The organism is Thermotoga sp. RQ7 (genome assembly GCF_000832145.1).
GTDB lineage: Bacteria > Thermotogota > Thermotogae > Thermotogales > Thermotogaceae > Thermotoga > Thermotoga neapolitana.
Map to the genome: position 1 here is coordinate 1,344,485 of NZ_CP007633.1, position 25,660 is coordinate 1,370,144.

The window sequence follows — 25,660 nt, forward strand, 5'->3', positions numbered from 1 at the left end:
AAAGGTCCCCGCAAATTGGGGACCCTGGTCGGGGCGACTGGACTTGAACCAGCGACCTCTTGCGCCCCATGCAAGCGCGCTAGCCACCTGCGCTACGCCCCGCCGTTTATATATTTTATCACAGACCCGTGGGATTTCAACACCTGGATCTGGAAAGGTCGTCACGAACTTCTCGAAAACCCCTCTTGATTTTTCCCTGAAAATGGTTTAAAATCACTCTGGAGTGGCCCCATAGGATAACGGCCAGTCCGCCGGATTCTCAGTCCGGAGGTCGGGGTTCGATTCCCCGTGGGGCTACCAGGCAATATCCTGAAGTTCGCTGTGAAAGAGAGCTCCAAACAGGACAGCCCGGTCGAAATGGCCGGGCTTTTTGTTTTTTACTCATCAAATTGTTCCAGGGTTGAAACACAGAGAAATATAATTCAGTGAAAGAGGGTGAGGGGATGATAAAGAGGGGATATCAGAAAAGGTTGGAACTCAATCTCTTGATGGAGAGGATTTATTGATTCGTAGAAAGGGCGAAGTTTTTGAAGAAGCACATCTGTACTTTAGGAGTGAGGGGTATTACATACCTATGACAAAGTGATATAATTATGACAAACTTCATCTTGCAGATGTGTGAAAAGGTGTCGATACGGTATGGACTTTTCGAAAGCAGTAGGGGCAGGTTCACATTGCCAATTATCAAGGGGAGGGATTTTTATGGGAAGAGTGTTCATCACTGTGTTGATTGGCATAGTGCTAATTGTGGTTCTTCCAGGTTGCGTAGGGACACAGCCACCTGAACCGGCCCCAGAAACTGAGCCAGAAATCATCTGGCAAAAAGCCCTGGGCGGATTTGATGTGGATGTAGCTTACTCAGTTCAGCAGACAACAGATGGAGGATACATAGTGGCTGGATTTACCAAATCAAACGATGGAGATGTGACTGGAAATCATGGAAGCGCTGATTTTTGGGTTGTGAAGCTTGGTTGGCAGTGAGGTGAGCCTTTGTGGCTTACCTTTGAATCAAAGAAGTTTGGTGGGAGATGATACTGAAAGAGTGACGAGATATTATTCAGTTCCTACACGCATTTACTTTGTCAAACAAGATAAAGCAAAATCACTCACAACCAAAGAAAAGGAGTAGTAATGCTCCTTTTCGTTATTTTATTATTAGGAGTGTTTGGTATCACGGTCCTTTGATTACACTCATTGATGCTGGTAAACAGATCTTCTTGATATTTCAACCGCTCACCCCTCAAACCTCTGAAGAGAAATCAGCACGCCTCCTGCGATGAGCGCCATGGAAGTGGTTATGAAGATGTGCGCCGTTGCAACGTAACTGGAGAGAAATCCAAAGAAACCATAGGAAACGGGCAGTAGCGAGAAAGATACGGCTGAGATCAGGGAAAAGATCTTTCCCCTCATTTCCTCCGGTATTGCCAGTTGAAGCAGTGTGATAACGTTTATGTTGAAAAGGGTTTGAAAGATTCCAATGAGGAAATACATGGCAAACATAAGCCAATGGTTACCCGTCATGGCAAACACGAAAACAGCCAGCCCGTACCCCACCAGATTCAAACCCAGGGTTTTCACGCTGGCTCTTGTTCTTATCGTTGCCATCAGAAATGTGACTATCAGTCCCCCAAACGACAGCATACTCATCAACGTTCCATAGACCCACTCGCTCTTTCCCAGTTTCGAGACGTGTTCAGGTAGCAGAACGTGCATTGAACCTGTGAAGAAGTTCATGATGGCAATGACCAGTATCGTCACCAGGATGAACCTCACCGATCTTATGTACAAAAGAGCAGATTTTATGTCCTGCCACATATTTCTTTCCTTCGACACTTTCTTCAAATGCTTTTCTTCAACCTTTATGAACATCTCAAAGATTCCTGAAATCAAAAAGGACAGAGAATTTATGAGAATCACTCCTGCAAGTCCCACTACCTTCAGAAGGAGGCTTCCAAGGGCAGGTCCAAGTATTTTTGAGAGGTTCTTCAGCAACCTGTAGAGTGAATTCGCCCTGACCAGGTTTTCTTTTCTGACCAGATCGGGAAGCAGGGAATCAACTGCTGGATTGAAGAAAGAATCGAACACGGAGACAAGAACGGTGACGATCAGAAGAAGCGCCATCGTTAACTCTGAGAAATATTCCATGAGAAACAGATACATGAACAGAACTCCCCTGAGAATATCCATCACAACCATCATGTTTCTTCTGCTGTGCCTGTCCACCACCGTTCCAGCGAAGGGACTCACTATTATGGCGGGAAGGAAAGAGGATATCATGAAGAGGCCCACGTATTCGCTTGAACCGGTTTTCGAGTAGAGCCACCACGCCAGCGCAACCTGATAGATCCTGGTGCCGATCAGCGAAACGAACGAACCGGAGGCGAAAAGAAGGAGGTTTCTGTTCAACTCCTTTCACCCCCTCTATACGTTCTTCAATCTGAAGGTGTAGGTGCTGACACTGAGATTGAAGTCTTCAAACCAGTAAACATAAAGGCAATAGGTCTTGTTGAGTCTCTGATCCGTCTCTTTCAGGGCCACCTCGACTTCGAACTTTTCCTCCCCACCAGGCTCAAGCGTGAAGACCTGAAAATCTCTGCTCAGGTAAATGTTCTCCATTTCGCTTCTGTTCTCACACCACAGATTGAAACACACCAGGTTGTTCGTGGTGTGGACATTTTCGTTCCAGACTTTCACAGAGAAGATCTTTCTGTCGGGTTGTTCGTGAACAAGGACTATCTCAGGATACTTCGGGGGATGAACGCTCTCGGTGTCGAAAACGTTGTGACAGTTGCTGCAAAATCCAGAGTATCTTTTCATGGGTACGAGAGTGTTTTCGCTCTCTTTTATTGACAGGTAATTACCACAGTACGGACACCTGATGGTTTTGTGAAGGTCTTCTTCTGCACATCTGACCGTCATGTTTTCGCCGTACACCTCTATGAAAAACTTCGGATTCTGTGAAAGAAGATGATCGGCCAGAAGGTTGTAGATTCTCTCCTCCACTGCTGACAGATTCTTACTCAATCTGTGCAAATCGAAGTTTTTCAGGTTTCTGTTTGCTTCGTCCAGAACCTCCGTTTGCTCGTTTATCTTCGAGAAGTAATCGTGAACCTGATTCTGAATCTTCTTGTGCCTGAATCCCAGAAGTTCCAGTTTTCTCATGTTGAAATATCTTTTTGAATACACATCTTCTCTTAGCCTTTTCCCCACTCCGAAAACAATTCTCAACGGCCCATTCACTTCTTCCCATGAATACAAAAAGAGTTTGATACTGTTTTTGAGCGGATAGGGTATCACCGAGTAGAACACGTCCTTCCTTATCTCGTCGCTGGAAAACACATAGAACTGCCTTTTCAATACTTCATTGAGAATATCCTCTCCTGCATGAATCTCTAAAAGCCTCATCCCAGCAATTCTGTCGATTTCTAAAACGATCTCGCTTTTCCCCATTCTCAGCCTGTCCACTTCCAGTTTTTCTGGAATGGTCACCTTTGCGTTTGGAAAGCCGTAGAGTATGTACGGAAGGTAGTCCGAGCAGTGGTTGTAGGAGTTCGTGTTCAGAATGTAGAGCACTTCTCCTGCCTCGAATCCGTGAGAGATGAGATGATGGAAAAGAAGAGCCTCACTGTTATAGCCTTGTTTTGGCCTGTAAGAGCTGATGAGGACCTTTGCGTTCTTCAAAAAGTTCATTCCAACGTTTATGTACTCTCCCTTCTCTGAGGTGGAAATGAGAGTGCTTGAGCACGAGTCCATGAAGATACACTCAGCCTGAACATCCTGAGCATAAACCCTCTCATATTCGCAGTTCTGACAGTCCGGGAAGTATCTGTAAATCTCTTCCAGAGGGATGTCTCTGTTGATTCCGCAGATCTTTCCGTCACTCAGATGCAGATGCCTTCTGTTTCCATCTATCACCATGCTCAAACAGAGCTTTTTGTGCTTCACTCTGTCGAAGTTGTCCACCGTGCTTTCGTACCGCGTGAAAACTTCCGCGTTGAGTCTGTGTTTTATACTTTTGTTTTCCTTCCTCAAGATTATAAGATACTGCTGGGGATCAAGTGAGATCTGTTCCTGGTAATTTGCGAGTTTTTCTCTCAGCAGATCGATGGAGAGGGCAGATATGACTCCAAAGTAAATGCCCCTGTCTCTGGAGTATTCATACGCCTGCCTCAGGAAATTTTCCGTCAGCAGTTTTGGATTGCACACGATTATGAAGTCATTTTCTATCTCTTCTTTCCCGTTGAAGTTATCGGGGGACATTTCATGGATTCTGAATTCATCGAGAAAATCAGCCAGTATCCTGGCTGAAAGACCATATTCATCCCCTCTGAAGGCCACAATCTCAAGCATTCGACATTCCCCCCTGATAGTTGGTCGTCGATATATCAATACATCGATTAAAGCATTGAGAACAATTTAACTTACATTCCTCATCTGTTGATATAAAGTTCAAAGCCTTAAAATATTCTTTTAATAGATAATCTTCTGATATTAAAGTTTTCTGGATCTTCCAAGGACAGTATTTATCAATATATTCCTCAAAGTACCAAGCTGCATTTATACCAAACTCATTCAGGAGATTCTCAAGATCACTGACAGTATTGAAGCGTTTGCTATGCAAATAGTGTAGCAAGAAAGCTATTTCTAATCCTCCCCTTGAAATCATTGGTTGGAGTAAAGAAATTGGATGAAACACCGTTGTTTCAAATTTTACAAGCGACTCATTTTCATTTTCATCTTTTTGTCTTTTTTCCACTTTTTCGTCAACAACATCATTTGATATAACCACAGGAAATCCTTCTTTTTTAACTTTCTCTACAATGTAAAGAAATCTGTCCTCAATATTCTTAAGCGACGGAAGTTTCACATACTGGAAAGGAGTGAAAGGTTTAGGATATAAAGGATTTATACCTATTTCCAAGCGCCCATCAGTATTCTTTAGTTTGTTCATTTGATGCCGAACCTTCATTATAAGATCTGCTATCTTATCTAAATCCTCAAATGTCTCGCCAGGTATGGCTAAGATAAAGTAAAGACCGAAATCTGGTATGCCATAGAGGGAAGAGATCCTAACCACTTCCAATATTTCCTCATCCTTTATTTCGTGTTTACCTATTACTTTGCGTAATCTTCCGCTCGTTTCTGGTGCTACAGTTATCTTTCTTTGGCCGGAAATTGCAGCAATCTCTATTATCCGCTTCGACAATTTTTCTAATCTCTGAGAACCGATCCTCACTCTCCCTCCTTTTTTAATGATGTATTCAAGATAATGCTCTACAATCCTAGTTTCTAGTCCTTCATAGAAGAGTTTAATTATTTCCACATTGCACTGATCAATTGCTAGATCAACTATTTTCTTGAATGTTTCCCATCTTAAAGTTCTAGGTGGTTTTAACCTATGCCCCATATAACAAAATCTGCATCTTTGGGTACATCCTCGTCTCACTTCTATAGAAAAAACTCTTTCCTCATAAACGGTATTTTTAGTAACGAATATACTATGTGCTGGATGTTCGTTTATATCAACAGGACTGGTTTGTTTCACCATACCCGTTTGGAAAAAACCGTGAATACAAGGCACGTAAATCCCTTCTATTTGAGAGACAGCCTGCAGGAATTTCATACGCTTTCTTTTTACATTTCGATAAACTTTGTATGAATCTATGATTTTATGAATAGCCTCTTCTGCCTCTCCTAAGACTATGACATCACAAACTAGAGATAACGGCAGTGGATTATAATTAGCTACAGGTCCTCCACCTATTATAATGGGATCGTTCTCTTCTCTGAGAAGATTGATCAATGGTATAGAACCTGCTTTCAATATTTTGAAAGCATTTAACACGATTCCTTCGTATTGAAAACTAATACCTATGAAATCACTATCTTTTAGTTTGAAACCGTATTCGAAAGAGAAAGGCTGATCTTCGTCTGTGTAATACCTATCAACAGCAACATCATCTCTAAGATACAGCTCTTTATACAGGGTCTGGATTCCTAGATTCGGCAAACCGTACTTGTATATGTCAGGAAAAGCCAGAATGAAGATGATTTCATTGCCTTTTAAATTTTTGGAAGGAAGTATTCTTTCTTCTTCCTTGATCTTATAAAGAAGAGAAGTTCTCATGTTTCATCCCCCAAAATGAACCATTTCTTGCCCTTTGTACAAATTTTCATCCTTTACCTCTCACTTGAGCCATCGGTCTTTTTCGCTTCTCCTAAAAAGTATATTAAAAGATATTATATACACTCTCTCAAAAAGTTTGCATTTCGTTCCCTGCGTCTGTCTTGCCATCAGAATCAAAATCCTCCTCAACAACTCAGGAACTTTCCCACATCTGCACGGTGCCAATATTTCTCACCCCCCGCACAGATGCTAAAACACCCTATATGGTTTTCAAGTTTTAAAGAAAATTCTTCAATGATTTGAAAAGAACTTACAGGGCTGTTTTTTAGATCGCAAAATTTCTGTGAACTTAAATAAAAATGATTTTTTACGTACAGCAGAACAAGGGTTAAAAACTCTGATTTCCAGCAGTTGAACCTTTGAAAGTAACCTCACAAGTAGCTGCACTTTTGGGTGCAACCTGAACCTGTTCCGTAATCTCACTTTTCCAGGAATGCGTTTCGTTATCTGTCTTCACTTTGTCAGCGAAAATGATTGTAGACAGGAGAACGAGTATCAAAAAGATTATCATCAAAACCCTTCGCATTCTGATCACCTGTCATCACCTTATCAAACCTTATATGGTTTTCAAGTTTTGGCTGTTCCAAAATCCTCTTTAAAAGCACATTTTCAGCACCAGATTTCATGGGCTTTGAAACAATTTGGTTTTTTGAGGTATAACTATAACAGAGGGAGTAAAGATGAAAAGTATAGAAGGCCTGAAAGAGACATTCAAGTACGGTGCTTTTTCTCTTCCAGCAGTGAATTACATGCTACTCGAAGAAAACCTTCCAAAAGAGTGCAGAGAGGTTCTCTGTATACTGAAACTCGCTTGGAAAGGAAACTTCAAAGAAGCGATTCAGAAAACAGATAAAATTTTGAAAAGCTGCAAATCCGAAGCAGCGAAATATTTTCTTTTGGCGAACAAACTGGCATTTTTAAAATATACAGGCAAAGTAGATATGAATCTGTACAGGTACCTGAAAAGAAACCTTCCCAAGATGTCAAAATCAATAAGAGATACTGTGATCGTTACTTTAATAAACTTTGAAGCAAGCGGAATAAAGCCACTACGGAAGGTGAGGGTGTGGAAAAACGATTACAGAAAATCCACACTTTCCTTTTTATATCTTTCCCTGGCAAGAAGGGAAGCAGATTCTGGAAGACTCTCTGAGGCGGTACACGATTACATACAGGCCTACAGACTATCCAGGGAGGTTCCTCACCCAACCTGTATTGTTTCCTCCCTGAACGATCTTGCATGGGATATCAGGGAAAAACATCCAAAACTTGCCCATGCTCTTTCTCAAGGAGCCGTTTTCTGGCTAGGATACTACAGAGAGGAACCAGGAAATCTCTTTGGAGCCCTGGATACTCTGTTTGTTGTGGAAAAAGACATGGATTCACCGTCTATCCACAGCACTGCACATATCATCGTTTCGCTTCCCGTACCAGAAGATTATCTGTCTCTACTCAAAAAAGCGAAGAAATTTGTGTTGGACTACACAGGATCAACTTATCCGAACACAAGTCAGTTGAGAAGATATGTTGAAAAGGTCGCTTGGAAAGGAAAAACTCTCAGCTCCAAAGGTATCTCAGATATATTGAAAGGGAAAACAAAAATGATTCGTGCAGATACGATAAGAAAACTGTTGACATCTGGTGTTGATACAGGGGCACCTTTTCCTGTCTGGAACGAGTGGATAAAGATGGAGATTGAAAGAAAATACAGGGAGTCGTCAGAAAAGCTTAAAGAGCTCCCCTTTCATCAGAGACAAATCCTTTTTCTTACCACCTACATGGCTCTTCTTGATAGAGAGTTCCTTTCAAGGAAAGAAAAGCTCAAAAAGGCATATACACTCCTTGAAGATATTGAGTCGTTCGCTGATTTCATGGCAAAAGATCACCGGACCATGGAATTTGTTGTTTCAATGGTGAAGGCTCATCCTTTCGTTGAAGGAAGAAAAGAAGCAGTGAAGAGAGCCCTTGCAAGGATGAAAAGAAAGAGACTGGAAAGATTTGTTCTGAGATACATCGAGATGAAAGAGTCAGACAGAAAGCTCCTTGATAGATTTCTGAGGAACTACGGAAGGTACGATGGTGTGAGGTTTGGTGTCAGGCTAAAGGGGCCGGATGTGGTGAGGGAGTTTGCAAGGAGGTACTCTCTCAAGGTTCAACCTCTGCTTGTTGCCTTCTGGTGCGAAGAGGACGGCAGGGTGAGAAGAAGACTGGAAAGAATCTTGAGGTACATGGTTCAGGGCTGAACCCAGCGTTCCAGTCTTTTTTGAATCTTTATTTGATTGAAATCGCTGTAGCGTCTGTCACGATGGAAAAAATGAGAGATGAAAAACTTGCGTAAAAGATGTGATCACAGTACAAAACTACCGGGGGATGTTCCGGCAGACTTACAACCCCAAGCATTCAATCCCCCTTTGCATATTCAAAAAAGAAGATTTTTTATTTATTCAATTATAAAGCACGAGAGCGATGATCACGGGAAGGAAAGCGTGTTTTCTGGTCTGTTTGGTTTTCTTAGCAACACTTTTGCTTGTAAGCTGTGCTGGTGGAATCTTTCAGGGAACAACTGATACTCTTTCTTCAGATGAGGCAAACAAACTCATAGAAGAGCTTTTAATGGCCAACGAAAACACATCATCACTTGATATTCTAGACCCTGACAGAAAAAAATCAGTCCCGCAAGCCCTTCTCCGTCCCTGGTCAGGAAGACAAAGCGAAAAAAAGAACTTCTGGCGAAGGTATCCTGTGGCTTCCCAGGTAGTGGCGGTGTTGGCACCCGCCAGAGGTGTGAGGTTCAATCCGCACCTCTGTGGCCATGGAACACCTGCTGCTCCATGGAAGGCAGCCTAGAGCTGCCAGGAATCCCATCTCCTTCAGGGGATTGGAAGTGTCAAAAAACCATTTTTGTTCAGAAAACCTACTTTCTTTCTCTGAGATGCACAACACAGGATGGAACAGAAACATCTGTCCACTGGCCATGATACTGGTTGGGGATGACTATTATTTCTTCTCGATAGACATCGTGGATACAGGATCAGGGACGGAAGTCAGGATATATCCGGAACCCTTTTTATCACTGTAATCGTTCAAAACCCTGCCTTCCGCTTCGAACTTGATCTGTCCACAGGTGATGGCCTCAGAGCGGTGTCGTTAACAACTTGCTGAGAAAAACATGTTTTTTTGCGGTATTTCTGGAATATTCAACGCTCTTTCCGCATAATCTCCGTTTTTTGCCCTTTGAATGTAAACATTTTCATAATAGGCTGTTTCCTGGAGGTGATAAACGTGGTGGAACTGACCGCACCAGGAACGGCAGATTTTCGCTGGAATGACATGCCGCTTTCCATGGAGTTGAATCTGTGGAACGTAGAAAGATACACGGGAACGGTGGTGATGAGATTCGACGGTGAAAGACTCACCTTCAACGGTGATGTTGAAGATCTTTCTGCCAGAGAGCCAGAAAGGTACATCCTTGGCTATCCTGAGTTTTACTACGGATACAAACCCTGGGAAAATCATGCAGCAGAAGGGACAAAACTACCCCTGCCAGTGTCTTCTGTAAAGTTTTTCACAGTCGATCTTTCCTTCGAAATAGACCACATGCCCTCTCTTCCACTGAACTTTGCCATGGAAACCTGGCTCACAAGAAAAAAATACCAGACCGAAGCATCCATCGGAGATGTGGAGATCATGGTGTGGTTCTATTTCAATGAACTCACACCGGGTGGAAAGAAAGTGGGAGAATACACCATTTCGTTCGAACTTAACGGGGAAAAAACAAGGGGCACCTGGGAACTCTGGCACGCCGAATGGGACTGGGATTACCTTGCTTTTCGGCTGAAGGATCCTGTGAGAAAGGGAAGGGTGAGATTCAACGTGAAGGATTTTCTCGATGTTGCAGGGGAGTATCTTTCAGGGTCCACACGCGTGAAGGATTTCGATGACCTTTACTTCACCGTCTGGGAGATCGGAACCGAATTTGGAAGTCCTGAAACAAAGAGTGCCCGTTTTGGATGGACATTCAATGACTTTTCAATCGATATGGAGGTGAAAGGATGAAGTGGGTCGTCTCTTTTCTTCTTGTGGTTTCTGCCTTTCTTTTCTCGGCAGAAGTCGTTCTCACAGACATTGGTGCAACAGACATTACGTTCAAAGGCTTTCCGGTGACCATGGAACTCAACTTCTGGAACGTCAAATCCTACGAAGGAGAAACGTGGCTCAAGTTCGATGGTGAAAAGGTCCAGTTCTACGCGGATATCTACAACATCGTTCTTCAAAACCCGGACAGCTGGGTTCACGGCTATCCAGAGATATACTACGGCTACAAGCCGTGGGCGGCGCACAACAGCGGAACAGAGATTCTTCCGGTGAAGGTGAAAGATCTTCCTGACTTTTACGTAACCCTTGATTATTCAATCTGGTACGAGAACGACCTTCCGATCAACCTTGCAATGGAAACGTGGATCACAAGAAAGCCAGATCAGACATCTGTTTCCTCTGGAGACGTCGAGATCATGGTCTGGTTCTACAACAACATCCTGATGCCAGGTGGGCAGAAGGTGGATGAATTCACAACAACGATCGAGATAAACGGCTCTCCTGTGGAAACAAAATGGGACGTTTACTTTGCACCATGGGGCTGGGATTATCTTGCCTTCAGACTCACAACTCCCATGAAAGATGGCAGGGTGAAGTTCAACGTGAAGGATTTCATGGAAAAAGCGGCGGAAGTTATCAAAAAATACTCAACGAGGGTGGAAAACTTCGAGGAGATGTACTTCTGCGTCTGGGAGATAGGGACAGAGTTCGGTGATCCAGATACCACCGCGGCAAAATTTGGATGGACCTTCAAGGATTTCTCCGTCGAAACGAAATAGCACAAAAAGTTACCATTTAGAGAGGGCGGGGAGTCCCGCCTTTTTCTTTTTTGGAAATTTATACTCAAGTAGTATAATATTCTGTGCGGTGTGTGAAAATCAGAACAATGGGGTGGTTTCATGAAGGTGAAAGACGTTCTCACGTTGGCCATAAGACTGGAAGAAGAGGGAGAAAGGTTTTACAGGGAACTTTCAGAGCATTTCGATGGAAAGATAAAGGAGACATTTCTTGAACTTGCAGATCAGGAAAGGTCCCACGCGGAGATCTTCAGAAAGATGTCCGATCAAGACTTCTGGGACGAGGTGGATTCTTATCTTTCGGGATACGCCTTCTACCAGGTTTTTCCAGACACCGATGAAATCCTGAAAAGAAAAGATCTGACCCTGAGGGAGGTTCTGGAGATCGCCATATCTGTGGAAAAAGACAGCATAATCCTCTACTACGAACTCAAAGACGGCCTTGTGAATTCTGACGAACAGAAGACGGTGAAGAGGATCATCGAGCAAGAAAAGGAACATTTAAGGAAGCTTCTCGCATTGAAACATGAAAGATCCTGAAGCGATGTCTTTCAGGGTGATACTCGAAAACAGCTCTTTCAGGTGATCTGACAGCCAGCTCCAGAAGTACTTTGCCCTGCAGTGTTTGTAATTTTCACAGCGATTGCTGCAGTCCACAATGACAAGGTCTTTTTCAAAAGCCCTGATGATATCTAGAAACGAAATCTCATCCGCAGACCTTGCAAGCACAAAGCCGCCGTTTTTTCCTTTGATGGAAGAGACAAGGCCAGATCTTTTGAGATAGTGAAGGACTTTCAGGGTGAAACTTCTTGTGATGTGCTCTTTTTCTGCGAGTTCTGAAGAAGACATCGGTCTGTTTTCCAGAGACAGTCTCATGAGGAGCCTGAGAGCGTATCTTACATGTTTTTGACACTTTCCAAACATCCAAAGCACCTCCGGGAGGGATCAGTGTTGAAGTACCTCATAGCCTTGAGACCTTTTTCCTTTGTTGCGAGTGCCTTTCCTGTCACCGCCGGAGCCATGCTGGCAGAGGATTTCTCCCTGACCAGATACATTCTATCACTGATCGCCGCCGTTTTGCTTCATGCCGGTGTCAACACCACGAACGACTATTTTGATTACAAAAGTGGTGTGGACACAAAAGAGTCTCTTGGCTCAAGCGGGCTTCTTGTATCGGGAAAGATCACCCTGAAGGAAGAACTCTTCCTGAGTGTACTGTGCTACATTGCGAGTGTGGTTCTGGGAATTTTCCTCATAAAGATGTCTGGACTTGCTCTTTTGTGGATCGGGCTTGTCGGTCTTGTTCTTGGTTATGCGTACACAGGCCATCCCTTCTATCTGAAGTACAGAGCTCTTGGTATGTTCCTCGTGTTCATCCTCATGGGGCCTCTGATGGTTCTGGGGGCATACTATGTTCAGACGGGAAGGTTCTCAGTTGAGGCACTTTTTGTTTCCGTTCCAATTGGGATTGCCACCGATCTGATACTTCTTGCAAACGAGATCAGAGATTCCGAGTACGACAGAAAAAGCGGCATCAAAACCCTTCCCATCCTTATCGGTGATCTTGCCTCCTCCTATCTCTATGCGGTCCTGGTCGGGCTCATCTACGTTTTCGTCTTCTACCTGGTCGTAACAGGCGTTCTAAAATCCATCGCTCTTGTCAGTCTTGTAGCCCTCTTTCTGTACGCTGGTGTGATGAGGCAGCTCTTTCAAAAGTCCACCGGGAAAAAGAGTGCCAGAGAGATCGCTGCCGTTGACAAAATGAGTGCACTGGCTGAGATGATACTCTTTGTTTCCATGATCCTGGGACTCATGGGGTGAGAGCGATGAAAAGAATATCTCCTTCTGGTTTCTTTCTTGTTCTTGCCGGGCTTTTTGCAGGATGGTACGTTGTTTTCCAGACCAGTGTGCTGGACTTCTGGTGGAGGATGTTTCTGACAACGCTGGTTTTCTCCCTTGTTGTGATCCTTCTTGGTGGAAAAAGAAACGTGGTGCCCAACCGGTACGAGTCACCACTGATAATCTACTCTGCCCTGATCGCGTACCTTGTCTTCGTGATAGGGTATCTGATCTCACTTCTGATTCCAGCGTTTCACAGCGATGTTGTGAATGTCTACAAACTCTCAACAGGGCAGAGTGTTGTGAAGGTGACGATTCTTCTTCTGTTCATAGCTTTCTTCGAGGAGATCATATGGCGGGGCTTCATAACGGAGTTTCTTCTTCAGAGGATGGATGTTCTGCCTGCTGTTTTGATTTCTTCAATACTCTACAGCGTGGTTCACGTGTTCACCGGGAACATCGCACTGATAGCGGGGGCTTTTGTTCTTGGATTGATCCTGTCGTTTCTTTACGTGATCACGGGAAAGGTGAGCACAACTGCTTTTTCACATGCACTGTGGAGCCTTCTCATATTCGTTCTTTTTCCTCTGAAAGGAGGATGATACTGTGAAAACCCTGAGACTCATCGTCGAGTTTCCCGTTGCGCTTTTGATCGTTCTTTATGTTGGTTTTGACGTCTGGAAAAGGTACCTGAGGAGGCGAGAGAAATGAACGTGGTCGTCTGTATCAAACAGGTTCCCGATACAACGAACGTCAGGATCGACAGAAAGACGAACAACCTTGTGAGGGAAGGAGTACCATCCATCATAAACCCGGACGATGAAAGGGCCCTTGAACTCGCCGCACAGTTGAAAGAAAGATTCGGTGCAACTGTCTACGTGATAACGATGGGCCCACCTCAAGCAAAAGAGGCGTTGAAGGATGCCATCGCCTTTGGCCTGGACGAAGCGGTACATTTGAGCGACAGGGCGTTCGCAGGTGCAGACACCCTTGCCACAACCTACACACTCTACTGGGGGATAAAGAAGATAGAAGAGAAAGTAGGAAAAATAGATCTTATACTGACGGGAAAACAGGCGGTGGACGGTGATACCGGACAGGTCGGGCCCGGGCTTGCCACAAGGTTTGGATACGCCCTTGGTGCCTACGTTGTCCGAATAGAAGAGATCGATCCAGAAAAAAGAGAGATGGTGATTGTCAGAAGGCTGGACCGCGGGTTTGAAAAGATGCGCTTGAAGATGCCAGCGGTTCTCACGATAACGGATGAGTTGAACAAACCAAGGTACGCAGACCTTCCCAATCTCATCAGGGCGATCAGGTACGAGCCCATCGTCTGGACCCACAAGGATCTGGGGCTCGATCCCAAAAAGTGCGGGTTCTTCGGATCTCCCACAAAGGTTGTGAGTACGAACATTCCTCCTGCAAGAAAGGGTGGGGATATCATATCGAAGAACGAAGACCCTGAGGTGGCTGCGGAAAAACTCATAGAGGCTTTGAAGAGATTCGAGGCTGTTCGTCTGGTGGAGGCTTTGAGACCAATTCTGGAAGGTGATGGAAATGAGTGAGAAGAAGTTAATCTTCGTTCTGATCGAACACCACGACGGTAGGGCTCATCCTGTCTCCTGGGAGCTCATTGGAAAGGCAAGGGAACTTGCCTCAAAACTGGAGAACTCGGAAGTGTGGGGCGTTCTGCTGGGAGAAGGTCTGGAGAATGTAGCAAAAGAGGCGATCCATCGAGGAGCAGACAGGGTTCTTTACGTGAAGAACAGAGAGTTCAACACGTACGTGAACTATCTCTACAAGAAGGCCCTTGTGGACATGGTGAGAAAGTATAAACCGGAGATATTCCTGATTGGTGCGACCCTTGAAGGAAGAGAACTCGCCGGAATGGTAGCGACCGAACTGGAAACGGGTCTGACCGCCGATTGTACTGGACTGGACATAATACCGGACAAAAAACTCCTCGCCATGACGAGACCAACCTTCGGTGGAAACCTCATGGCGACCATCATGTGTCCCGATCACAGACCTCAGATGGCAACGGTGAGGCCCGGTGTGATGAAGGAACTTCCTCCAGATCCCGAAAGAACGGGAGAGATCATCGAGGAAGAGTACGATCTTGGGACCTATGAGAAGTTGATTGAGATCCTGGAGACGATACCGCTTCAAACCCAGGTGAATCTCGAGTACGCTCCCGTCGTGGTTGCCGGAGGAAAGGGAGTGGGAGGACCGGAGGGCTTCAAGAAATTGAAGGAACTTGCAGATCTTCTTGGAGGGGAGATAGGGGCATCCAGGGCTGCCGTGAAGGCTGGATGGATCTCTCCAGAGTACCAGGTCGGTCAGACCGGAAAAACCGTAAGGCCTGTCATTTACTTTGCATGCGGTATCTCCGGTGCGATCCAGCACGTTGTGGGAATAAAGGAATCCGAGATCATAGTTGCCATCAACATCGATGAAAACGCACCGATATTCGACATAGCCGACATAGGTATAGTGGGAGATCTCCACAAGGTGGTCCCTGCGCTCACATCGAAGCTCAGAGACCTTCTGAACAGAAGCGGGGTGAGAGGATGAAGATAGAATTCGACGTGGTCGTGGTCGGGGCAGGACCGTCTGGCCTTTCCTGTGCGTACGTTCTTGCCAGAAACGGGCTCAAGGTTGCCGTGGTGGAAAAGGGAGAGTATCCCGGCTCCAAGAACGTGATGGGAGGAGTCCTTTACGTTCATCCGCTGAAAGAGTTGATGCCCGATTTCCTGGAAAAGGTCTCCGGGTCAAAAGCACTGGAGAGGAACGTCATAGAACAGAATCTATGGGTCCTCGGAAAAGAAGGTGTTGTGAAAATCGGTCACAGAAACGTTGAGTGGAAAGAGAAACCAAACGCCTTCACCGTTTTGAGGGCAAATTTCGATAGATGGTTCGCTCAGGAAGTGGAGAAAGCGGGGGCTCTGATCATACCGAAAACCAAGGTGGAGGATTTCCTCAGGAACGAAAAAGGAGAGATAGCGGGCGTTGTGACCTCCAGACCCAGAGGAGAGATACACAGCAGGGCGGTTGTGATCGCTGAAGGTGTGAATCCCATTCTCACGATGAAGGCAGGGCTTAGAAAGGAAGACCTGAAACCTCACATGGTGGCCGTTGCCGTGAAAGAGGTGATCAGTGTTCCTGAAGACGTTGTGAACAGGATGTTCGGTGTTGAGGGAAACGACGGAGCAACAATAGAACTTCTTGGAAGCTGGTCTGAGGGAATGTTTGGAATGGGATTTCTCTACGCCAACAGGTCCTCGGTATCTCTGGGGTGTGGTGTCCTTCTCGAAGACCTCAGGAAAAAGAAGATAAAGCCGTATCAACTCCTGGAAAACCTGAAGAACCATCCCGTCATCTCCGACATGCTCGGAGAGTACAAAAACAACACCATGGAGTACCTGGCACATCTGATCCCCGAGGGTGGATATTACGCCATGCCGAAGGTGTACGGAAACAGGGTGCTCGTGTGCGGAGACGCGGCAATGCTTGTGAACTCAATACACCGTGAAGGGTCGAACCACGCGATCACATCGGGAAGACTCGCTGCTGAGACACTCCTTGAGGCCTTTGAAAAGGGTGATCTCTCCGAAAAGACCCTGAAGAATTACTACCTCAGGTTGAAGGAATCTTTCATACTGAAGGATCTGGAAAAGTACAAAGACCTCATGCCCACAATGGAGAAGAATCATCAGTTCGTTGAAGTCTACCCCGATCTTGCAAACGATGTTTTGAAGAGGTTTTTGCAGGTCGATGGAACGCCGAAATGGGATGTTCAAAAACAGATCGCAGACATGGTTCTTTCCAGAAGGAGTCTAATCGGAATCTCCCTGGACCTTCTCAGATTCTGGAAGGCTGTGAGGTGATGTGCCGTGAGGATCGAGGATAAACTCTACCTGAACAGATACAGAACGGACGAGGAAAATCCCCATTTGAAGATAAAAGACGAAAGCGTCTGTGCAAAAAAGTGTTCCGACCGGCCGTGTATAAGTTGCTGCCCTGCGGACGTGTACGAATGGACGGAAGAAGGAATGGAAGTGAAGTTCGAAGGATGTCTTGAGTGCGGTACCTGCAGAGTGGTCTGCCCATTTGGGAATATAGAATGGGAGTATCCAAGGGGGAATTACGGGATACTCTACAAATTCGGGTGAGGTGGTCTTATGTATGTGAGGATAGACAGGAGGAAACTACCCTGTGTGGAAACCGAAGGAACGGTTCTCTGCACCACCTGCGGAAACAGTTATCAGATAGAGCCAAGGCAGAAACTGCATTCCATAATCGTCACGACGTGTCCACACTGTGGCCATCAGAACATAAACGTTGTGACCAACAGCATAAGGTTCATAGAAGAGGTCATCTCAAAGATAGAAAGACTCAAGCAGGATCTTCTCGAACTCAAAAGATCTCTCGAGATAGAGATGCAGCAGAACGGCTTTGTGGACAACTACCCGGAGGTGTTCAAAGCGGATGATGGAAAACAGCCTGAACCAAAACTCCTGTGAACTGGAAAGGGTCAGAGAACGCATCGTACAGATTCTTTCGAGGTTTTTCCCGGAACAGATAATGAAAGATCTGCCGCTTTTTGGAAAGATGTTGAGGGTGAGACTTTCGATACTCTCTTTCAGAAACAAAGGAGTGGAGATCGACGAAGATGCGATATCGTCTCTTGCTGCCCTTGAACTCGTTCATCTTGCATCGCTCCTTCACGACGATGTGATCGATGGGGCTCGCTTCAGGAGAGGAAAGGAGACGATAAACTCCCTGTACGGTGACAGGGCGGCGGTGGCGGCGGGAGATCTGGTCCTCGTCAGCGCGTTCCAGACCGTTGAAGAACTGGAAAACGACACTCTGAGAAGAGCGTTTTTGAACGTGATCAGAAAAATGTCGGAAGGAGAGTTGATCGAACAGTTGAAAAGGTACACACCGATCACAAAAGAAGAGTATCTCCGCATAGTCGAAGGAAAGAGTGGTGCACTCTTTGGCCTTGCTCTCCAGCTTCCTGCACTGCTGAAAGGAGAATCAGGAGAAGAACTCTACAAACTTGGTGTTACCATAGGAACCATTTATCAGATGTTAGACGACATCATGGACTTTGCAGAGATGGAAAAGATCGGAAAAGACGGACTCCTTGATCTTAAAAACGGTGTTGCCTCTTTTCCGGTGGTGACGGCACTGGAGAAATTCCCGGAAGCCAGGCAGATGTTTGAAAGCCGTGACTGGAATGGATTGATGTCGTTCATGAGGGAAAAGGAGATTCTGAGAGAGTGCGAAGAGACTTTGAAGACTCTTGTGAAGAGAGTGATGGAGGAAAATCCCTGGTTGAAGGATTTTGTGGAGGGAATCTTCAGGGTCAAAATCTTTTCATGAGGAGGTGTGTGTATGTTCGTTGATTACCTGACTGTGTTCATGGCAGATGTGGTTGCTGGACTTGGTGTTCTCATCGCTTTTGTTCTCAAGGGTTTGAACGATTCTGAGAAGGCAAAACCCTTCGCTCCGGCTTTTGCGGCGGTTGGTCTTCTGGCGATCGCCACAGGACTTCACATGGTTCTGACCTGGCCGCTTCCTGGAAGTCACAACATCGCCTTCGGTGAACCGTTCCTTCTGTACGGCTTTGTCTTTCTGGCCGCAGCCATAGCCGTTGCAAAGGGATGGGACCTCATGCCCACGACGATCTTTGCTCTGTTTGCGGGAATATACGCTATCATAGTCGGTGGTTCCATAATAGGATACGGAATGACAAGACATCCTGCTACCTCTGGACTTGGATTCATAGCAGCGGGTCTTGTTGGTGTTCTGAGTCCTGTGGTCTGGAAACTCAGGGAAAACAAGGTTATAAGATTCCTTGGTGTCGTTCTTCTTGCGCTGACGCTTCTTCTGTGGTTCATCACCATGTACGGCTCTGTCACGGGACACATGAACCCGCAGGGAAGCTTTGGAAAGTGGACTCCAATTCCCATGAGGTGATAGAGAGGAAAAATCAGAAGGAGGGGCTGAAGCCCCTCTTTTTTTGTAATAGAATAGCCCTGGGGGTGGTTGTATGAGAGTTTTGCTCATAAACCCTTACAGTGGAGGGTACTATTACAGACTCGGGGCGGTTTACCCTCCCCTTGGCCTCATGTACATCTGCTCTTCTCTCAGAAAAAAGGGATACAGTGTGAACTTTGTGGACATGAACGTGGAGAGATTCGACTGGAAGAATTTCGATTTTGGTGAGTACGATGTGGTGGGAATATCCGTTGATACGGTGCGATTTCCTGTGGCAGAAAAGATCGCAGAAAGGGCAAAGGCCTGTGGTACTACGGTGGTGATGGGAGGGCCTCATGCAACGGCTTTTTACGAAACGATCCTTCGGCAAGGTCTGTGCGATTATGTTGTACTCGGAGAGGGAGAGAGGGCTTTTTCAGATCTTGTAGAAAGTATCGCAAACAAAGAAAAACACCCTCACATACCCGGTATCGCTTACGTGAGAGATGGAGATATCTTTGTGCTTCCTTCTCGGTTCATAGAGAACCTGGATGACCTACCTTTTCCTGATAGAGAGAAAGTGTATCTTTACAGGACTAAATTCGCAGGTGAGAGGGCAACGAGCCTGATCACCTCAAGAGGTTGTCCCTTCAACTGTGAGTTCTGCAGTGCCTCTCAATTCATGGGTAGAAGAATCAGATGGAGAAGCGTTGAAAACGTGGTCGATGAACTGAAGATCTTGAAGAAGATGGGATACGGTTCTGTGATCTTCTTCGATGACAATTTCACGATAAATCCAAAAAGGGTTGTGAATCTATGCGAAGAGATGCTGAGAAAAGACCTTCGTTTCAAATGGTGGGCGTTTTCGAGGGCAGACGAACTCCTCGGGCATGAAGATATGGTGGAGGCGATGTCGAAAGCAGGCTGCAAAATGCTGTTCATAGGTTTTGAGAGTGCAGACGACGAGGTACTGGAAGAGTATGGGAAAAATCTGAAGTCCGGAATAGCCTTCGATGTGGTGAAATTTTTGAAGAAATACAGGATAGACGTGTTTGCAAGTTTTGTGATCGGAGCGCTGAAAGACACGAAAAAGACCATAGAGAAAACCGTGAAGTTTGCCAGGAAATTGAAAGCGTCCATCGTACAGTTCTCAATTCTCACACCGTATCCTGGAACAGCACTCTTTGAAAAACTGAAACATCTGATCGTGGAAAAAGACTGGAGAAAATTCGATGGGACCCATCTGGTGTTCAAGCACCCAAATTTCTCATCGAAGGAGTTGAAAAGACTTTTTATAAAAGCCTATTATGCTGTGTACACGTCTCCGAGGTTGATATTCAGACGGGGTATACCATTTTTGATTCGACTGCTCACTCGTAGAGAGGCCTACTCTCTTTGAGGAAGACTGGAGAATGTCTTTCCGCCGAGGCTCTTCATCACCATCTCCGTGAGCGGGCTCTGTTTTGCGGCCTGCTCTGCGTATTCGTGAAGGAGCATCTCTTTGAACCACTTCTCTGCGCTTGTTTCAGGGATCAAATCGTACTTTGGAATGGAGTCGTACATCTCTTTGAACAGTTTATAAAACAGCTCACTCACAAACTCCACGCTGGCATCCTTCAGATTTTTTATATTGTGGGAAACTCCGAGAACGTACATTCTTTCACCTCACATGATGATGAGTTCACCGAGTATGTAGCCGGATCTGTGAAGCACCTGAAGAATGGCGATGATGTCCTGGGGAGTGGCACCCGCCGCCTTCAGTGCGTTGACCAGGTTGGCCACGGTTGCTTCTTTGTCTCCAATCTTTCCGGCCGACACGCTCACCGTGAAGTTTCCGTACGTGATCACAAAGTCTGAGAGTTTCACGTCTCCTCCGAAGAGAACGGTACCGGTCCTTTCGTTGACCACTATCTTTGCGGGAAGATCCGGCTGCACCTCTATTTCTTCAACGAGTGAGAGAAAGGTGATGAGATCATCCTGAAAGGCACTCGGAACGGTGACTCTGATCGCCGAAGGATCCACGGCTTTTGCAAGGTCCATCTCGAACTTTTCGTTTATTGCCCTTGCCACCCTCGCCGCGGTGGTGATGTCTGGATTCCTCAGAAGTATCGTCACACTGTCTCCTTCGAGCATCTCAGAAGGGATATCCCTTTCCACTATGGCACCTTCCGGAAGATAGCCGACCACCTTGTATCTCTTTTGAAGGCTGGCTGAAAGCTTCACATCCTCACCGCCAAGGGTCACAGAACCCTGAGCAACAGCGTAGACCTTCCCGTCTGCTCCGTAGAGAGGTGTCTGTATTAGGTATCCCCCGGCGAGAGACTTTGCATCGGCAATGGAGGCTACCACGCAGTCTATCCTCATACCTTCCTTCGCGAAAGGAGGAATGTCCGCAAGAACCATCACAAGGGCGGTGTTTCTCGATCTCAGGTCCTCCTCTGGAACCTGGACACCGAACTTTTTCATCATCTCAAGAAGGAGCGGGGAGTTCACGTTTCCGGAATCTCCCGTTCCGTTGAGTCCAACGACGAGGCCGATTCCGAAGAGCTGGTTGTCACGGGCTCCCCTGAAAAATGCGATGTCCTTTATTCTCGTGGTGATCGAAAAGAGAGAACTGAGAATCGCTAAGAGAAGAACGAGAAAAAGCGTTTTTCTCACTTTTCATCACCTCACGTGAACAATCCTGCAAGGAACGAGAGCACTTTGTCGAAGAAACTTTCCTTTCCTGGTTCCTCGCTGAAAACCAGTTTCCCGTTCACCCATATCTCCGAGTCTGCCAGTTTGGTAGAATCCACCTCGTTTCCTATTTCTATGTCGTCCGGCCTCACCTTTCCCTTTATGATGATCTCCTGGTAGTCCTTGTCCACCTTTATCGTCTTTCTTCCTTCCACCACCAGATTTCCATAGGGATCGACATCGACGACCACAGCCGAAACCTTTGCCACCACCGAAGATTTCATCTCTCCTCCCCGTGTTGTCTGTGGGGAGGGATTGTTGTTTATCGGTATGAAGTTGTTGAGGTTGAAGTTGGCGGCCGCACTCACCACGTTTCCAAGGATGCTCAGGAGGGTCTTCTGAATTTCGAGGCTTTCTCTTTCTGAAGACAGGTTGTTGTTTTCCCGAATCACTATGGTGACTATGTCACCGACTTTCGAGGCCTTTCGGATAGAGAGGAGATTTTTGTACTCCGACTCTCCCGAGGAGTTCCACATGGAGAAGGGAAAGATCGCTGTCGCCAGAAAGAGTATCAGCAGACACCACGCTTTCTTCATTCCGTCACCCCCAGTATTCTCAAAACGGGTCCTTTCTCAACTCTTCCGAAAACGTATTTTCTGCTTTCAACGTTCATGGCTTTCACAGTCTCTCCAAGATGTCCGTTTTCCAGTATCTCCACGAAGGTGGACACCTTTATGCTTCCAAGATCCACGTACGCCGGAACGATCTGCCCTTTCACCACGTCAGGAGGATGCTCTAACATATTCTTTGTGAGAACGGTACCGGATCTCAGGTATCTCTTAGACACCATCCCCACAACTTCTGAAACGTTGTAGAACGGCTCACCGTTGATTTCAAATATATCCCTTTCTTCCACGGTCACAAAGTCTTCCTTTATCACATCTCCCACGTTTATATTTCTCTTCAGGACCACCACATTCCTTTCTTTTTTGAGTACAACGTTCAGGGTCACGTAGGAACCATCGGTGAATTTCAGAAAAACGTTGATCAGGTTCTTCGATATTCTGGTGACTCTAACGGAGGAAAGGCCAAGGTCCTGTGGGAACCTTCCGAAGGTTTTCACGACGAACGCTTCGAAGTCTTTCACTCCCACCTTCTTTTCGATTTCTTCGTACACCACTTTTCTGATCTCGTCGGGACCTTTTACCGTTATCCTTATCTGGTCTGGCCCTGTGAATTCGTGCTCCGGGAACCTGATCTTCAGGAAACTTCGGGAGACAAGATATTCAAAGCCCGGAAGTAGGACCATCAGGTCTTTGTCTGTATCGATCTTTTCGACGGTGAGGTCGTTCAGAGAAAGAACTCCTGGCGTGGCCAGGAGTGTTTCTTTCAGAGTGAAGGTTTCAGAGAAGAGGAAGGAGGAGAGAAGTGTCAACAGTATTAAAAGGAATTTCATGGTTCATCATCTCTTCACGTTGGTGGCTGTTCTCAACATCTCATCGGCTGTCTGTATGACCCTCGAGTTGAACTCGTACGCCCTCTGTGCGGTGATCATGTCCACCATTTCCCTGACGACATCGACGTTGGATTTTTCCAGAAAACCCTGTTTTATGGCTCCAAAGCCGTCCTGGCCCGGGACACCCTCTATCGGATCTCCGGATGCGGGCGTTGCGATGTAGAGGTTGTCTCCTATCGATTTCAGACCGGATGGGTTCACGAACCTCACGAGTGTGATCGTTCCGAGTTGCTGTATGGTACCATCCTGAAGTTCAGCCGAAACGATGCCGTCCGGAGAGACGTTTATCGAAACGGCGTTTTCTGGAATGGTTATCTCGGGTACCAGAAGAAGTCCGTTCGAGGTGACAATTCTTCCCTCGCTGTCCACCTTGAAACTTCCGTCCCTTGTGTAGGCGATTCTGCCATCCTGAAGTTGAATCTGAAAGAAGCCATCTCCGGCTATCGCCAGATCGAGGGCGTTGCCGGTCTGCTCGAAGTTTCCAAGGGTGAATATCCGTGTCGTTGCCGCCGTCCTCACACCGTGTCCGACGTACAGCCCCGTTGGAAGGGTGGAAGTGGCGGCCGTTGGAGTTCCAGCGTTCTTCACGTACTGATAGAGGAGGTCCTGGAATTCTGCCCTCACCTTCTTGTACCCTGTGGTGTCCACGTTGGCGAGGTTGTTCGCTATGGTATCGAGTTTGAACTGTTGTGCAGACATTCCCGTTGCGGCAGAGTAAAGAGATATCATCATACTCAGACACCTCCAGATCACTTCAGAGTAGCCAGGGAGTTGATGAGTTTTCCGTTCAGTTCATCGTTGACAAGGACCGCTCTCTGAGAGAGTTCGTAGTGTCTCATTGCAGAGATCATGTCCACCATCGCCTTCAGGGCGTTCACATTTGATTTTTCTACATAGCCCTGAAGAATCCTAAAATTTTCTGTGGGGGACGGATTTTCTCCGGTGAAGAGGGTGTTTCCAAACTTCTGAGGGTTTTCCACGGTGTACACACCGATTCTTGTTATCACGTTTCCGTTTTCGTCTCTCACATAACCTTCTCCATCCACCGTGAAACCGTCGAAGTACTCTATTCTTTCGCCGTTTTCATCCAGGAGGTATCCTCCGTAGTTTGTAACGATGTATCCACCGCTTCCCACTTCAAACTCTCCGTTTCTGGTGAAGTACTCCTGGCCGTTGAACTCTATCCTGAAAAACCCCTCACCGTCTATGGCGAGATGGTACGGGACCTTTGTTTCCTCGAGGGGGCCCTGGGAAAGATCACTTCTCACCTCGTCCAGCACAACAGAGTACTCGAGGGGACCTATCGGAACCTTTTCTACCCTCTTTTCGATGGGATCCGGCTCCTGTCTGAAGATTTCCCTTCTCAGGTAGGCCCTGAAGGCTTCTCTGTCCTGTTTGTAGCCAGCCGTGTCGACGTTTGCCAGATCGTTGGCTATTCTGTCCAGTTTTGCCATGTCGATCAGCATGCCCATGGAGGCGTTGTAGATGCCCCTCGTCACGAAGATCACCTCGCAAACGTTTCACAGACCGTCTTCAACAACCTTTCATCCTCTAGGAGAATGCCCGTTCCCCTCGCAACACATGTGATCGGATCTTCAGCCACAATCGTCTTGACGTGGATTTCATCGTAGATGGTTCTGTCGAGACCTCTGAGGAGGGCTCCGCCTCCGGTGAGGTGTATGCCGTTGTTTATGATATCGGCAGAAAGTTCTGGTGGTGTTCTTTCGAGGACGTTCTTGATCTTTGTGAGAAGGGCCATGATGATGGGTTCGATGGCTTCTCTCACGTCCTCTGAGTTCACCCGATCTGTTCTTGGAAGACCCGTTACCACGTCACGTCCTTTTATTTCGACTTCGTAGTTCTCAAAGGCAGGGTGTGTCTTTCCGATTCTCTTCTTTATCTCTTCGGCGGTGGACTCTCCTATGACGAGGCCGTACTTTTTTCGAACGAACTTTACTATCGCTTCATCCATTGCGTCCCCCGCCATTCTCACCGACTCTCCAACCACCGTGCCACCAAGGCTGATCACGGCTATGTCCGTGGTACCACCACCTATATCCACCACCATGTTTCCTTCAGACGCCATGACATCTATTCCTGCACCTATTGCGGCCGCTATTGGTTCGGAGACGATGTGCACCCTTCGAGCCCCTGCGTTGAGGCCCGCCTCAAAGACCGCCCTTTTTTCGACTTCGGTGATCTTCGTGGGAACCCCTATGATGAGGGAAGGCTTCATGAAGCTGAACCTTCCCACTATGCGCCTTAGAAAACTTCGAATGATCGCTTCTATGGTTTTGTAGTCCGCTATCACACCGTCTTTCATCGGACGGATAGCTTTCAATCCTTCAGGGGTCTTTCCGAGCATCTTCTTTGCTTCCTCACCGATTGCGACGATCTCTCCCGTCTTCTCCGATATCGCCACAACGGAGGGCTCGTGCAGAACGATTCCTTCACCTCTTTTGTAAACGATGATAGATGCTGTTCCCAGGTCTATGCCGATGTCTCCCTTTGGCATATCGAAAACCTCCTCGTTCTGATTCTTCTTTCTTCAGGTGGGATATTCCT

General features: G+C 46.5%; 27 protein-coding genes, 2 tRNA genes and 1 pseudogene. 18 read left to right on the forward strand and 12 right to left on the reverse strand.

The genetic code is table 11. The features are described from left to right. Positions 1–25: 25 nt before the first annotated feature. Positions 26–102, reverse strand: a tRNA-Pro gene (locus TRQ7_RS06855). Between the two features lie 123 nt (positions 103–225). On the opposite strand from TRQ7_RS06855, the gene TRQ7_RS06860 reads away from it, so the two are divergent. Both TRQ7_RS06860 and TRQ7_RS06865 read left to right on the forward strand, forming a co-directional pair. Continuing rightward, positions 226–300: transfer RNA gene (locus tag TRQ7_RS06860), tRNA-Glu, on the forward strand. A 402-nt stretch (positions 301–702) separates the two neighbouring features. Next, a complete protein-coding gene (locus TRQ7_RS06865; protein WP_041844563.1) occupies positions 703–981 on the forward strand; it encodes a hypothetical protein in 279 nt (92 codons plus the stop codon). Positions 982–1,233: 252 nt separating this feature from the next. Here TRQ7_RS06865 and TRQ7_RS06870 read toward each other — a convergent pair whose 3' ends face one another. Genes TRQ7_RS06870 through TRQ7_RS06880 form a run of 3 tightly spaced genes read right to left on the reverse strand, consistent with a single transcriptional unit; the run spans position 1,234 to position 6,127 of the window. Further along, entirely contained in the window at positions 1,234–2,406 is a 1,173-nt protein-coding gene (locus TRQ7_RS06870) for an MFS transporter (protein ID WP_004081535.1), read from the reverse strand. 15 nt (positions 2,407–2,421) lie between these two features. Then, positions 2,422–4,350 carry a hypothetical protein gene (locus TRQ7_RS06875; RefSeq protein WP_041844301.1) on the reverse strand — a complete coding sequence of 643 codons (1,929 nt, stop codon included), beginning with the start codon at positions 4,348–4,350 and terminating at the stop codon, positions 2,422–2,424. Then, positions 4,343–6,127 carry a radical SAM protein gene (locus tag TRQ7_RS06880; RefSeq protein ID WP_004081533.1) on the reverse strand — a complete coding sequence of 595 codons (1,785 nt, stop codon included), beginning with the start codon at positions 6,125–6,127 and terminating at the stop codon, positions 4,343–4,345. Before TRQ7_RS06880 ends, TRQ7_RS06875 begins: the two co-directional genes overlap by 8 nt. 740 nt (positions 6,128–6,867) lie before the next feature. Between TRQ7_RS06880 and TRQ7_RS06890 the strand changes: the two genes are divergently transcribed. The 6 genes and pseudogenes from TRQ7_RS06890 (at position 6,868) to TRQ7_RS06915 (ending at position 11,619) form a co-directional block, all read left to right on the forward strand. After that, a complete protein-coding gene (locus tag TRQ7_RS06890; RefSeq protein ID WP_041844302.1) occupies positions 6,868–8,430 on the forward strand; it encodes a hypothetical protein in 1,563 nt (520 codons plus the stop codon). A gap of 478 nt (positions 8,431–8,908) precedes the next feature. Continuing rightward, positions 8,909–9,034 (forward strand): annotated as a pseudogene (locus TRQ7_RS09635) (RNA-guided endonuclease TnpB family protein); the annotation flags it as partial. Positions 9,035–9,071: 37 nt separating this feature from the next. Beyond that, positions 9,072–9,266 (forward strand): hypothetical protein, encoded by a 195-nt coding sequence (locus TRQ7_RS06900; RefSeq protein ID WP_041844304.1) that lies wholly within the window; start codon positions 9,072–9,074, stop codon positions 9,264–9,266. Positions 9,267–9,469: 203 nt separating this feature from the next. Then, the gene (locus TRQ7_RS06905; RefSeq protein WP_041844305.1) at positions 9,470–10,243 is read left to right on the forward strand and encodes an endoglucanase; all 774 of its coding nucleotides are present in this window, start codon (positions 9,470–9,472) and stop codon (positions 10,241–10,243) included. After that, positions 10,240–11,061 carry an endoglucanase gene (locus tag TRQ7_RS06910; protein ID WP_041844306.1) on the forward strand — a complete coding sequence of 274 codons (822 nt, stop codon included), beginning with the start codon at positions 10,240–10,242 and terminating at the stop codon, positions 11,059–11,061. Before TRQ7_RS06905 ends, TRQ7_RS06910 begins: the two co-directional genes overlap by 4 nt. Positions 11,062–11,181: 120 nt before the next feature. Continuing rightward, entirely contained in the window at positions 11,182–11,619 is a 438-nt protein-coding gene (locus TRQ7_RS06915; protein ID WP_041844307.1) for a ferritin family protein, read from the forward strand. On the opposite strand, the gene TRQ7_RS06920 is transcribed toward TRQ7_RS06915, so the two are convergent. Further along, positions 11,581–12,003 (reverse strand): RrF2 family transcriptional regulator, encoded by a 423-nt coding sequence (locus tag TRQ7_RS06920; RefSeq protein ID WP_041844308.1) that lies wholly within the window; start codon positions 12,001–12,003, stop codon positions 11,581–11,583. The two genes, TRQ7_RS06915 and TRQ7_RS06920, sit on opposite strands and share 39 nt — an antisense overlap. 24 nt (positions 12,004–12,027) lie before the next feature. On the opposite strand from TRQ7_RS06920, the gene TRQ7_RS06925 reads away from it, so the two are divergent. From TRQ7_RS06925 to TRQ7_RS06970, 10 genes are all read left to right on the forward strand, one after another. Further along, positions 12,028–12,900, forward strand: coding sequence for a UbiA family prenyltransferase (locus TRQ7_RS06925; RefSeq protein WP_236681690.1), 873 nt, complete (start codon positions 12,028–12,030; stop codon positions 12,898–12,900). A gap of 5 nt (positions 12,901–12,905) precedes the next feature. Then, the gene (locus tag TRQ7_RS06930; protein ID WP_041437677.1) at positions 12,906–13,520 is read left to right on the forward strand and encodes a type II CAAX endopeptidase family protein; all 615 of its coding nucleotides are present in this window, start codon (positions 12,906–12,908) and stop codon (positions 13,518–13,520) included. Between the two features lie 105 nt (positions 13,521–13,625). Continuing rightward, a complete protein-coding gene (locus TRQ7_RS06935; protein WP_015919604.1) occupies positions 13,626–14,483 on the forward strand; it encodes an electron transfer flavoprotein subunit beta/FixA family protein in 858 nt (285 codons plus the stop codon). Continuing rightward, positions 14,476–15,492 carry an electron transfer flavoprotein subunit alpha/FixB family protein gene (locus TRQ7_RS06940; RefSeq protein WP_038067573.1) on the forward strand — a complete coding sequence of 339 codons (1,017 nt, stop codon included), beginning with the start codon at positions 14,476–14,478 and terminating at the stop codon, positions 15,490–15,492. Before TRQ7_RS06935 ends, TRQ7_RS06940 begins: the two co-directional genes overlap by 8 nt. Beyond that, on the forward strand, positions 15,489–16,805 hold the full coding sequence (locus TRQ7_RS06945; protein WP_015919606.1) for an NAD(P)/FAD-dependent oxidoreductase: 1,317 nt from the start codon (positions 15,489–15,491) through the stop codon (positions 16,803–16,805). Before TRQ7_RS06940 ends, TRQ7_RS06945 begins: the two co-directional genes overlap by 4 nt. Before the next feature lie 6 nt (positions 16,806–16,811). Then, positions 16,812–17,090, forward strand: coding sequence for a ferredoxin family protein (locus TRQ7_RS06950; RefSeq protein ID WP_015919607.1), 279 nt, complete (start codon positions 16,812–16,814; stop codon positions 17,088–17,090). A 9-nt stretch (positions 17,091–17,099) separates the two neighbouring features. After that, positions 17,100–17,441, forward strand: coding sequence for a hypothetical protein (locus TRQ7_RS06955; protein ID WP_015919608.1), 342 nt, complete (start codon positions 17,100–17,102; stop codon positions 17,439–17,441). After that, complete coding sequence (locus tag TRQ7_RS06960; protein ID WP_038067575.1) at positions 17,407–18,306, forward strand: polyprenyl synthetase family protein; 900 nt, start codon at positions 17,407–17,409, stop codon at positions 18,304–18,306. The genes TRQ7_RS06955 and TRQ7_RS06960 overlap by 35 nt, the downstream gene beginning before the upstream one ends. Before the next feature lie 12 nt (positions 18,307–18,318). After that, complete coding sequence (locus tag TRQ7_RS06965; RefSeq protein ID WP_041844310.1) at positions 18,319–18,903, forward strand: DUF981 family protein; 585 nt, start codon at positions 18,319–18,321, stop codon at positions 18,901–18,903. Positions 18,904–18,976: 73 nt separating this feature from the next. Further along, positions 18,977–20,302 carry a radical SAM protein gene (locus TRQ7_RS06970; RefSeq protein WP_015919611.1) on the forward strand — a complete coding sequence of 442 codons (1,326 nt, stop codon included), beginning with the start codon at positions 18,977–18,979 and terminating at the stop codon, positions 20,300–20,302. Here TRQ7_RS06970 and TRQ7_RS06975 read toward each other — a convergent pair. The 7 genes from TRQ7_RS06975 to TRQ7_RS07005 are packed head-to-tail and all read right to left on the reverse strand — an operon-like array spanning position 20,290 to position 25,610. Further along, the gene (locus TRQ7_RS06975) at positions 20,290–20,559 is read right to left on the reverse strand and encodes a rod-binding protein (RefSeq protein WP_041844311.1); all 270 of its coding nucleotides are present in this window, start codon (positions 20,557–20,559) and stop codon (positions 20,290–20,292) included. The genes TRQ7_RS06970 and TRQ7_RS06975 overlap by 13 nt on opposite strands. A gap of 9 nt (positions 20,560–20,568) precedes the next feature. Next, a complete protein-coding gene (locus tag TRQ7_RS06980) occupies positions 20,569–21,561 on the reverse strand; it encodes a flagellar basal body P-ring protein FlgI (protein WP_041844312.1) in 993 nt (330 codons plus the stop codon). An 11-nt stretch (positions 21,562–21,572) separates the two neighbouring features. Next, positions 21,573–22,175 (reverse strand): flagellar basal body L-ring protein FlgH, encoded by a 603-nt coding sequence (locus TRQ7_RS06985; protein WP_015919614.1) that lies wholly within the window; start codon positions 22,173–22,175, stop codon positions 21,573–21,575. Then, complete coding sequence (gene flgA / locus TRQ7_RS06990; RefSeq protein WP_041844313.1) at positions 22,172–23,035, reverse strand: flagellar basal body P-ring formation chaperone FlgA; 864 nt, start codon at positions 23,033–23,035, stop codon at positions 22,172–22,174. Before flgA ends, TRQ7_RS06985 begins: the two co-directional genes overlap by 4 nt. Positions 23,036–23,041: 6 nt before the next feature. Next, positions 23,042–23,827: a flagellar basal-body rod protein FlgG gene (gene flgG / locus TRQ7_RS06995; RefSeq protein WP_038067586.1), complete on the reverse strand. Its 786-nt coding sequence runs from the start codon at positions 23,825–23,827 to the stop codon at positions 23,042–23,044. Between the two features lie 17 nt (positions 23,828–23,844). After that, positions 23,845–24,594 carry a flagellar hook-basal body protein gene (locus tag TRQ7_RS07000; RefSeq protein WP_041844314.1) on the reverse strand — a complete coding sequence of 250 codons (750 nt, stop codon included), beginning with the start codon at positions 24,592–24,594 and terminating at the stop codon, positions 23,845–23,847. Between the two features lie 5 nt (positions 24,595–24,599). Beyond that, the gene (locus tag TRQ7_RS07005; RefSeq protein ID WP_041844315.1) at positions 24,600–25,610 is read right to left on the reverse strand and encodes a rod shape-determining protein; all 1,011 of its coding nucleotides are present in this window, start codon (positions 25,608–25,610) and stop codon (positions 24,600–24,602) included. Between the last annotated feature and the right edge of the window lie 50 nt (positions 25,611–25,660).

Bases quoted from the DNA above. Each gene is read 5' to 3' on its own strand.
- TRQ7_RS06865 (WP_041844563.1), top strand. From the start codon at position 703: ATGGGAAGAGTGTTCATCACTGTGTTGATTGGCATAGTGCTAATTGTG.
- TRQ7_RS06875 (WP_041844301.1), bottom strand. From the start codon at position 4,350: ATGCTTGAGATTGTGGCCTTCAGAGGGGATGAATATGGTCTTTCAGCC.
- TRQ7_RS06880 (WP_004081533.1), bottom strand. From the start codon at position 6,127: ATGAGAACTTCTCTTCTTTATAAGATCAAGGAAGAAGAAAGAATACTT.
- TRQ7_RS06890 (WP_041844302.1), top strand. From the start codon at position 6,868: ATGAAAAGTATAGAAGGCCTGAAAGAGACATTCAAGTACGGTGCTTTT.
- TRQ7_RS06910 (WP_041844306.1), top strand. From the start codon at position 10,240: ATGAAGTGGGTCGTCTCTTTTCTTCTTGTGGTTTCTGCCTTTCTTTTC.
- TRQ7_RS06915 (WP_041844307.1), top strand. From the start codon at position 11,182: ATGAAGGTGAAAGACGTTCTCACGTTGGCCATAAGACTGGAAGAAGAG.
- TRQ7_RS06920 (WP_041844308.1), bottom strand. From the start codon at position 12,003: ATGTTTGGAAAGTGTCAAAAACATGTAAGATACGCTCTCAGGCTCCTC.
- TRQ7_RS06930 (WP_041437677.1), top strand. From the start codon at position 12,906: ATGAAAAGAATATCTCCTTCTGGTTTCTTTCTTGTTCTTGCCGGGCTT.
- TRQ7_RS06935 (WP_015919604.1), top strand. From the start codon at position 13,626: ATGAACGTGGTCGTCTGTATCAAACAGGTTCCCGATACAACGAACGTC.
- TRQ7_RS06940 (WP_038067573.1), top strand. From the start codon at position 14,476: ATGAGTGAGAAGAAGTTAATCTTCGTTCTGATCGAACACCACGACGGT.
- TRQ7_RS06945 (WP_015919606.1), top strand. From the start codon at position 15,489: ATGAAGATAGAATTCGACGTGGTCGTGGTCGGGGCAGGACCGTCTGGC.
- TRQ7_RS06955 (WP_015919608.1), top strand. From the start codon at position 17,100: ATGTATGTGAGGATAGACAGGAGGAAACTACCCTGTGTGGAAACCGAA.
- TRQ7_RS06960 (WP_038067575.1), top strand. From the start codon at position 17,407: ATGATGGAAAACAGCCTGAACCAAAACTCCTGTGAACTGGAAAGGGTC.
- TRQ7_RS06965 (WP_041844310.1), top strand. From the start codon at position 18,319: ATGTTCGTTGATTACCTGACTGTGTTCATGGCAGATGTGGTTGCTGGA.
- TRQ7_RS06970 (WP_015919611.1), top strand. From the start codon at position 18,977: ATGAGAGTTTTGCTCATAAACCCTTACAGTGGAGGGTACTATTACAGA.
- TRQ7_RS06975 (WP_041844311.1), bottom strand. From the start codon at position 20,559: ATGTACGTTCTCGGAGTTTCCCACAATATAAAAAATCTGAAGGATGCC.
- TRQ7_RS06985 (WP_015919614.1), bottom strand. From the start codon at position 22,175: ATGAAGAAAGCGTGGTGTCTGCTGATACTCTTTCTGGCGACAGCGATC.
- flgA (WP_041844313.1), bottom strand. From the start codon at position 23,035: ATGAAATTCCTTTTAATACTGTTGACACTTCTCTCCTCCTTCCTCTTC.
- flgG (WP_038067586.1), bottom strand. From the start codon at position 23,827: ATGATGATATCTCTTTACTCTGCCGCAACGGGAATGTCTGCACAACAG.
- TRQ7_RS07005 (WP_041844315.1), bottom strand. From the start codon at position 25,610: ATGCCAAAGGGAGACATCGGCATAGACCTGGGAACAGCATCTATCATC.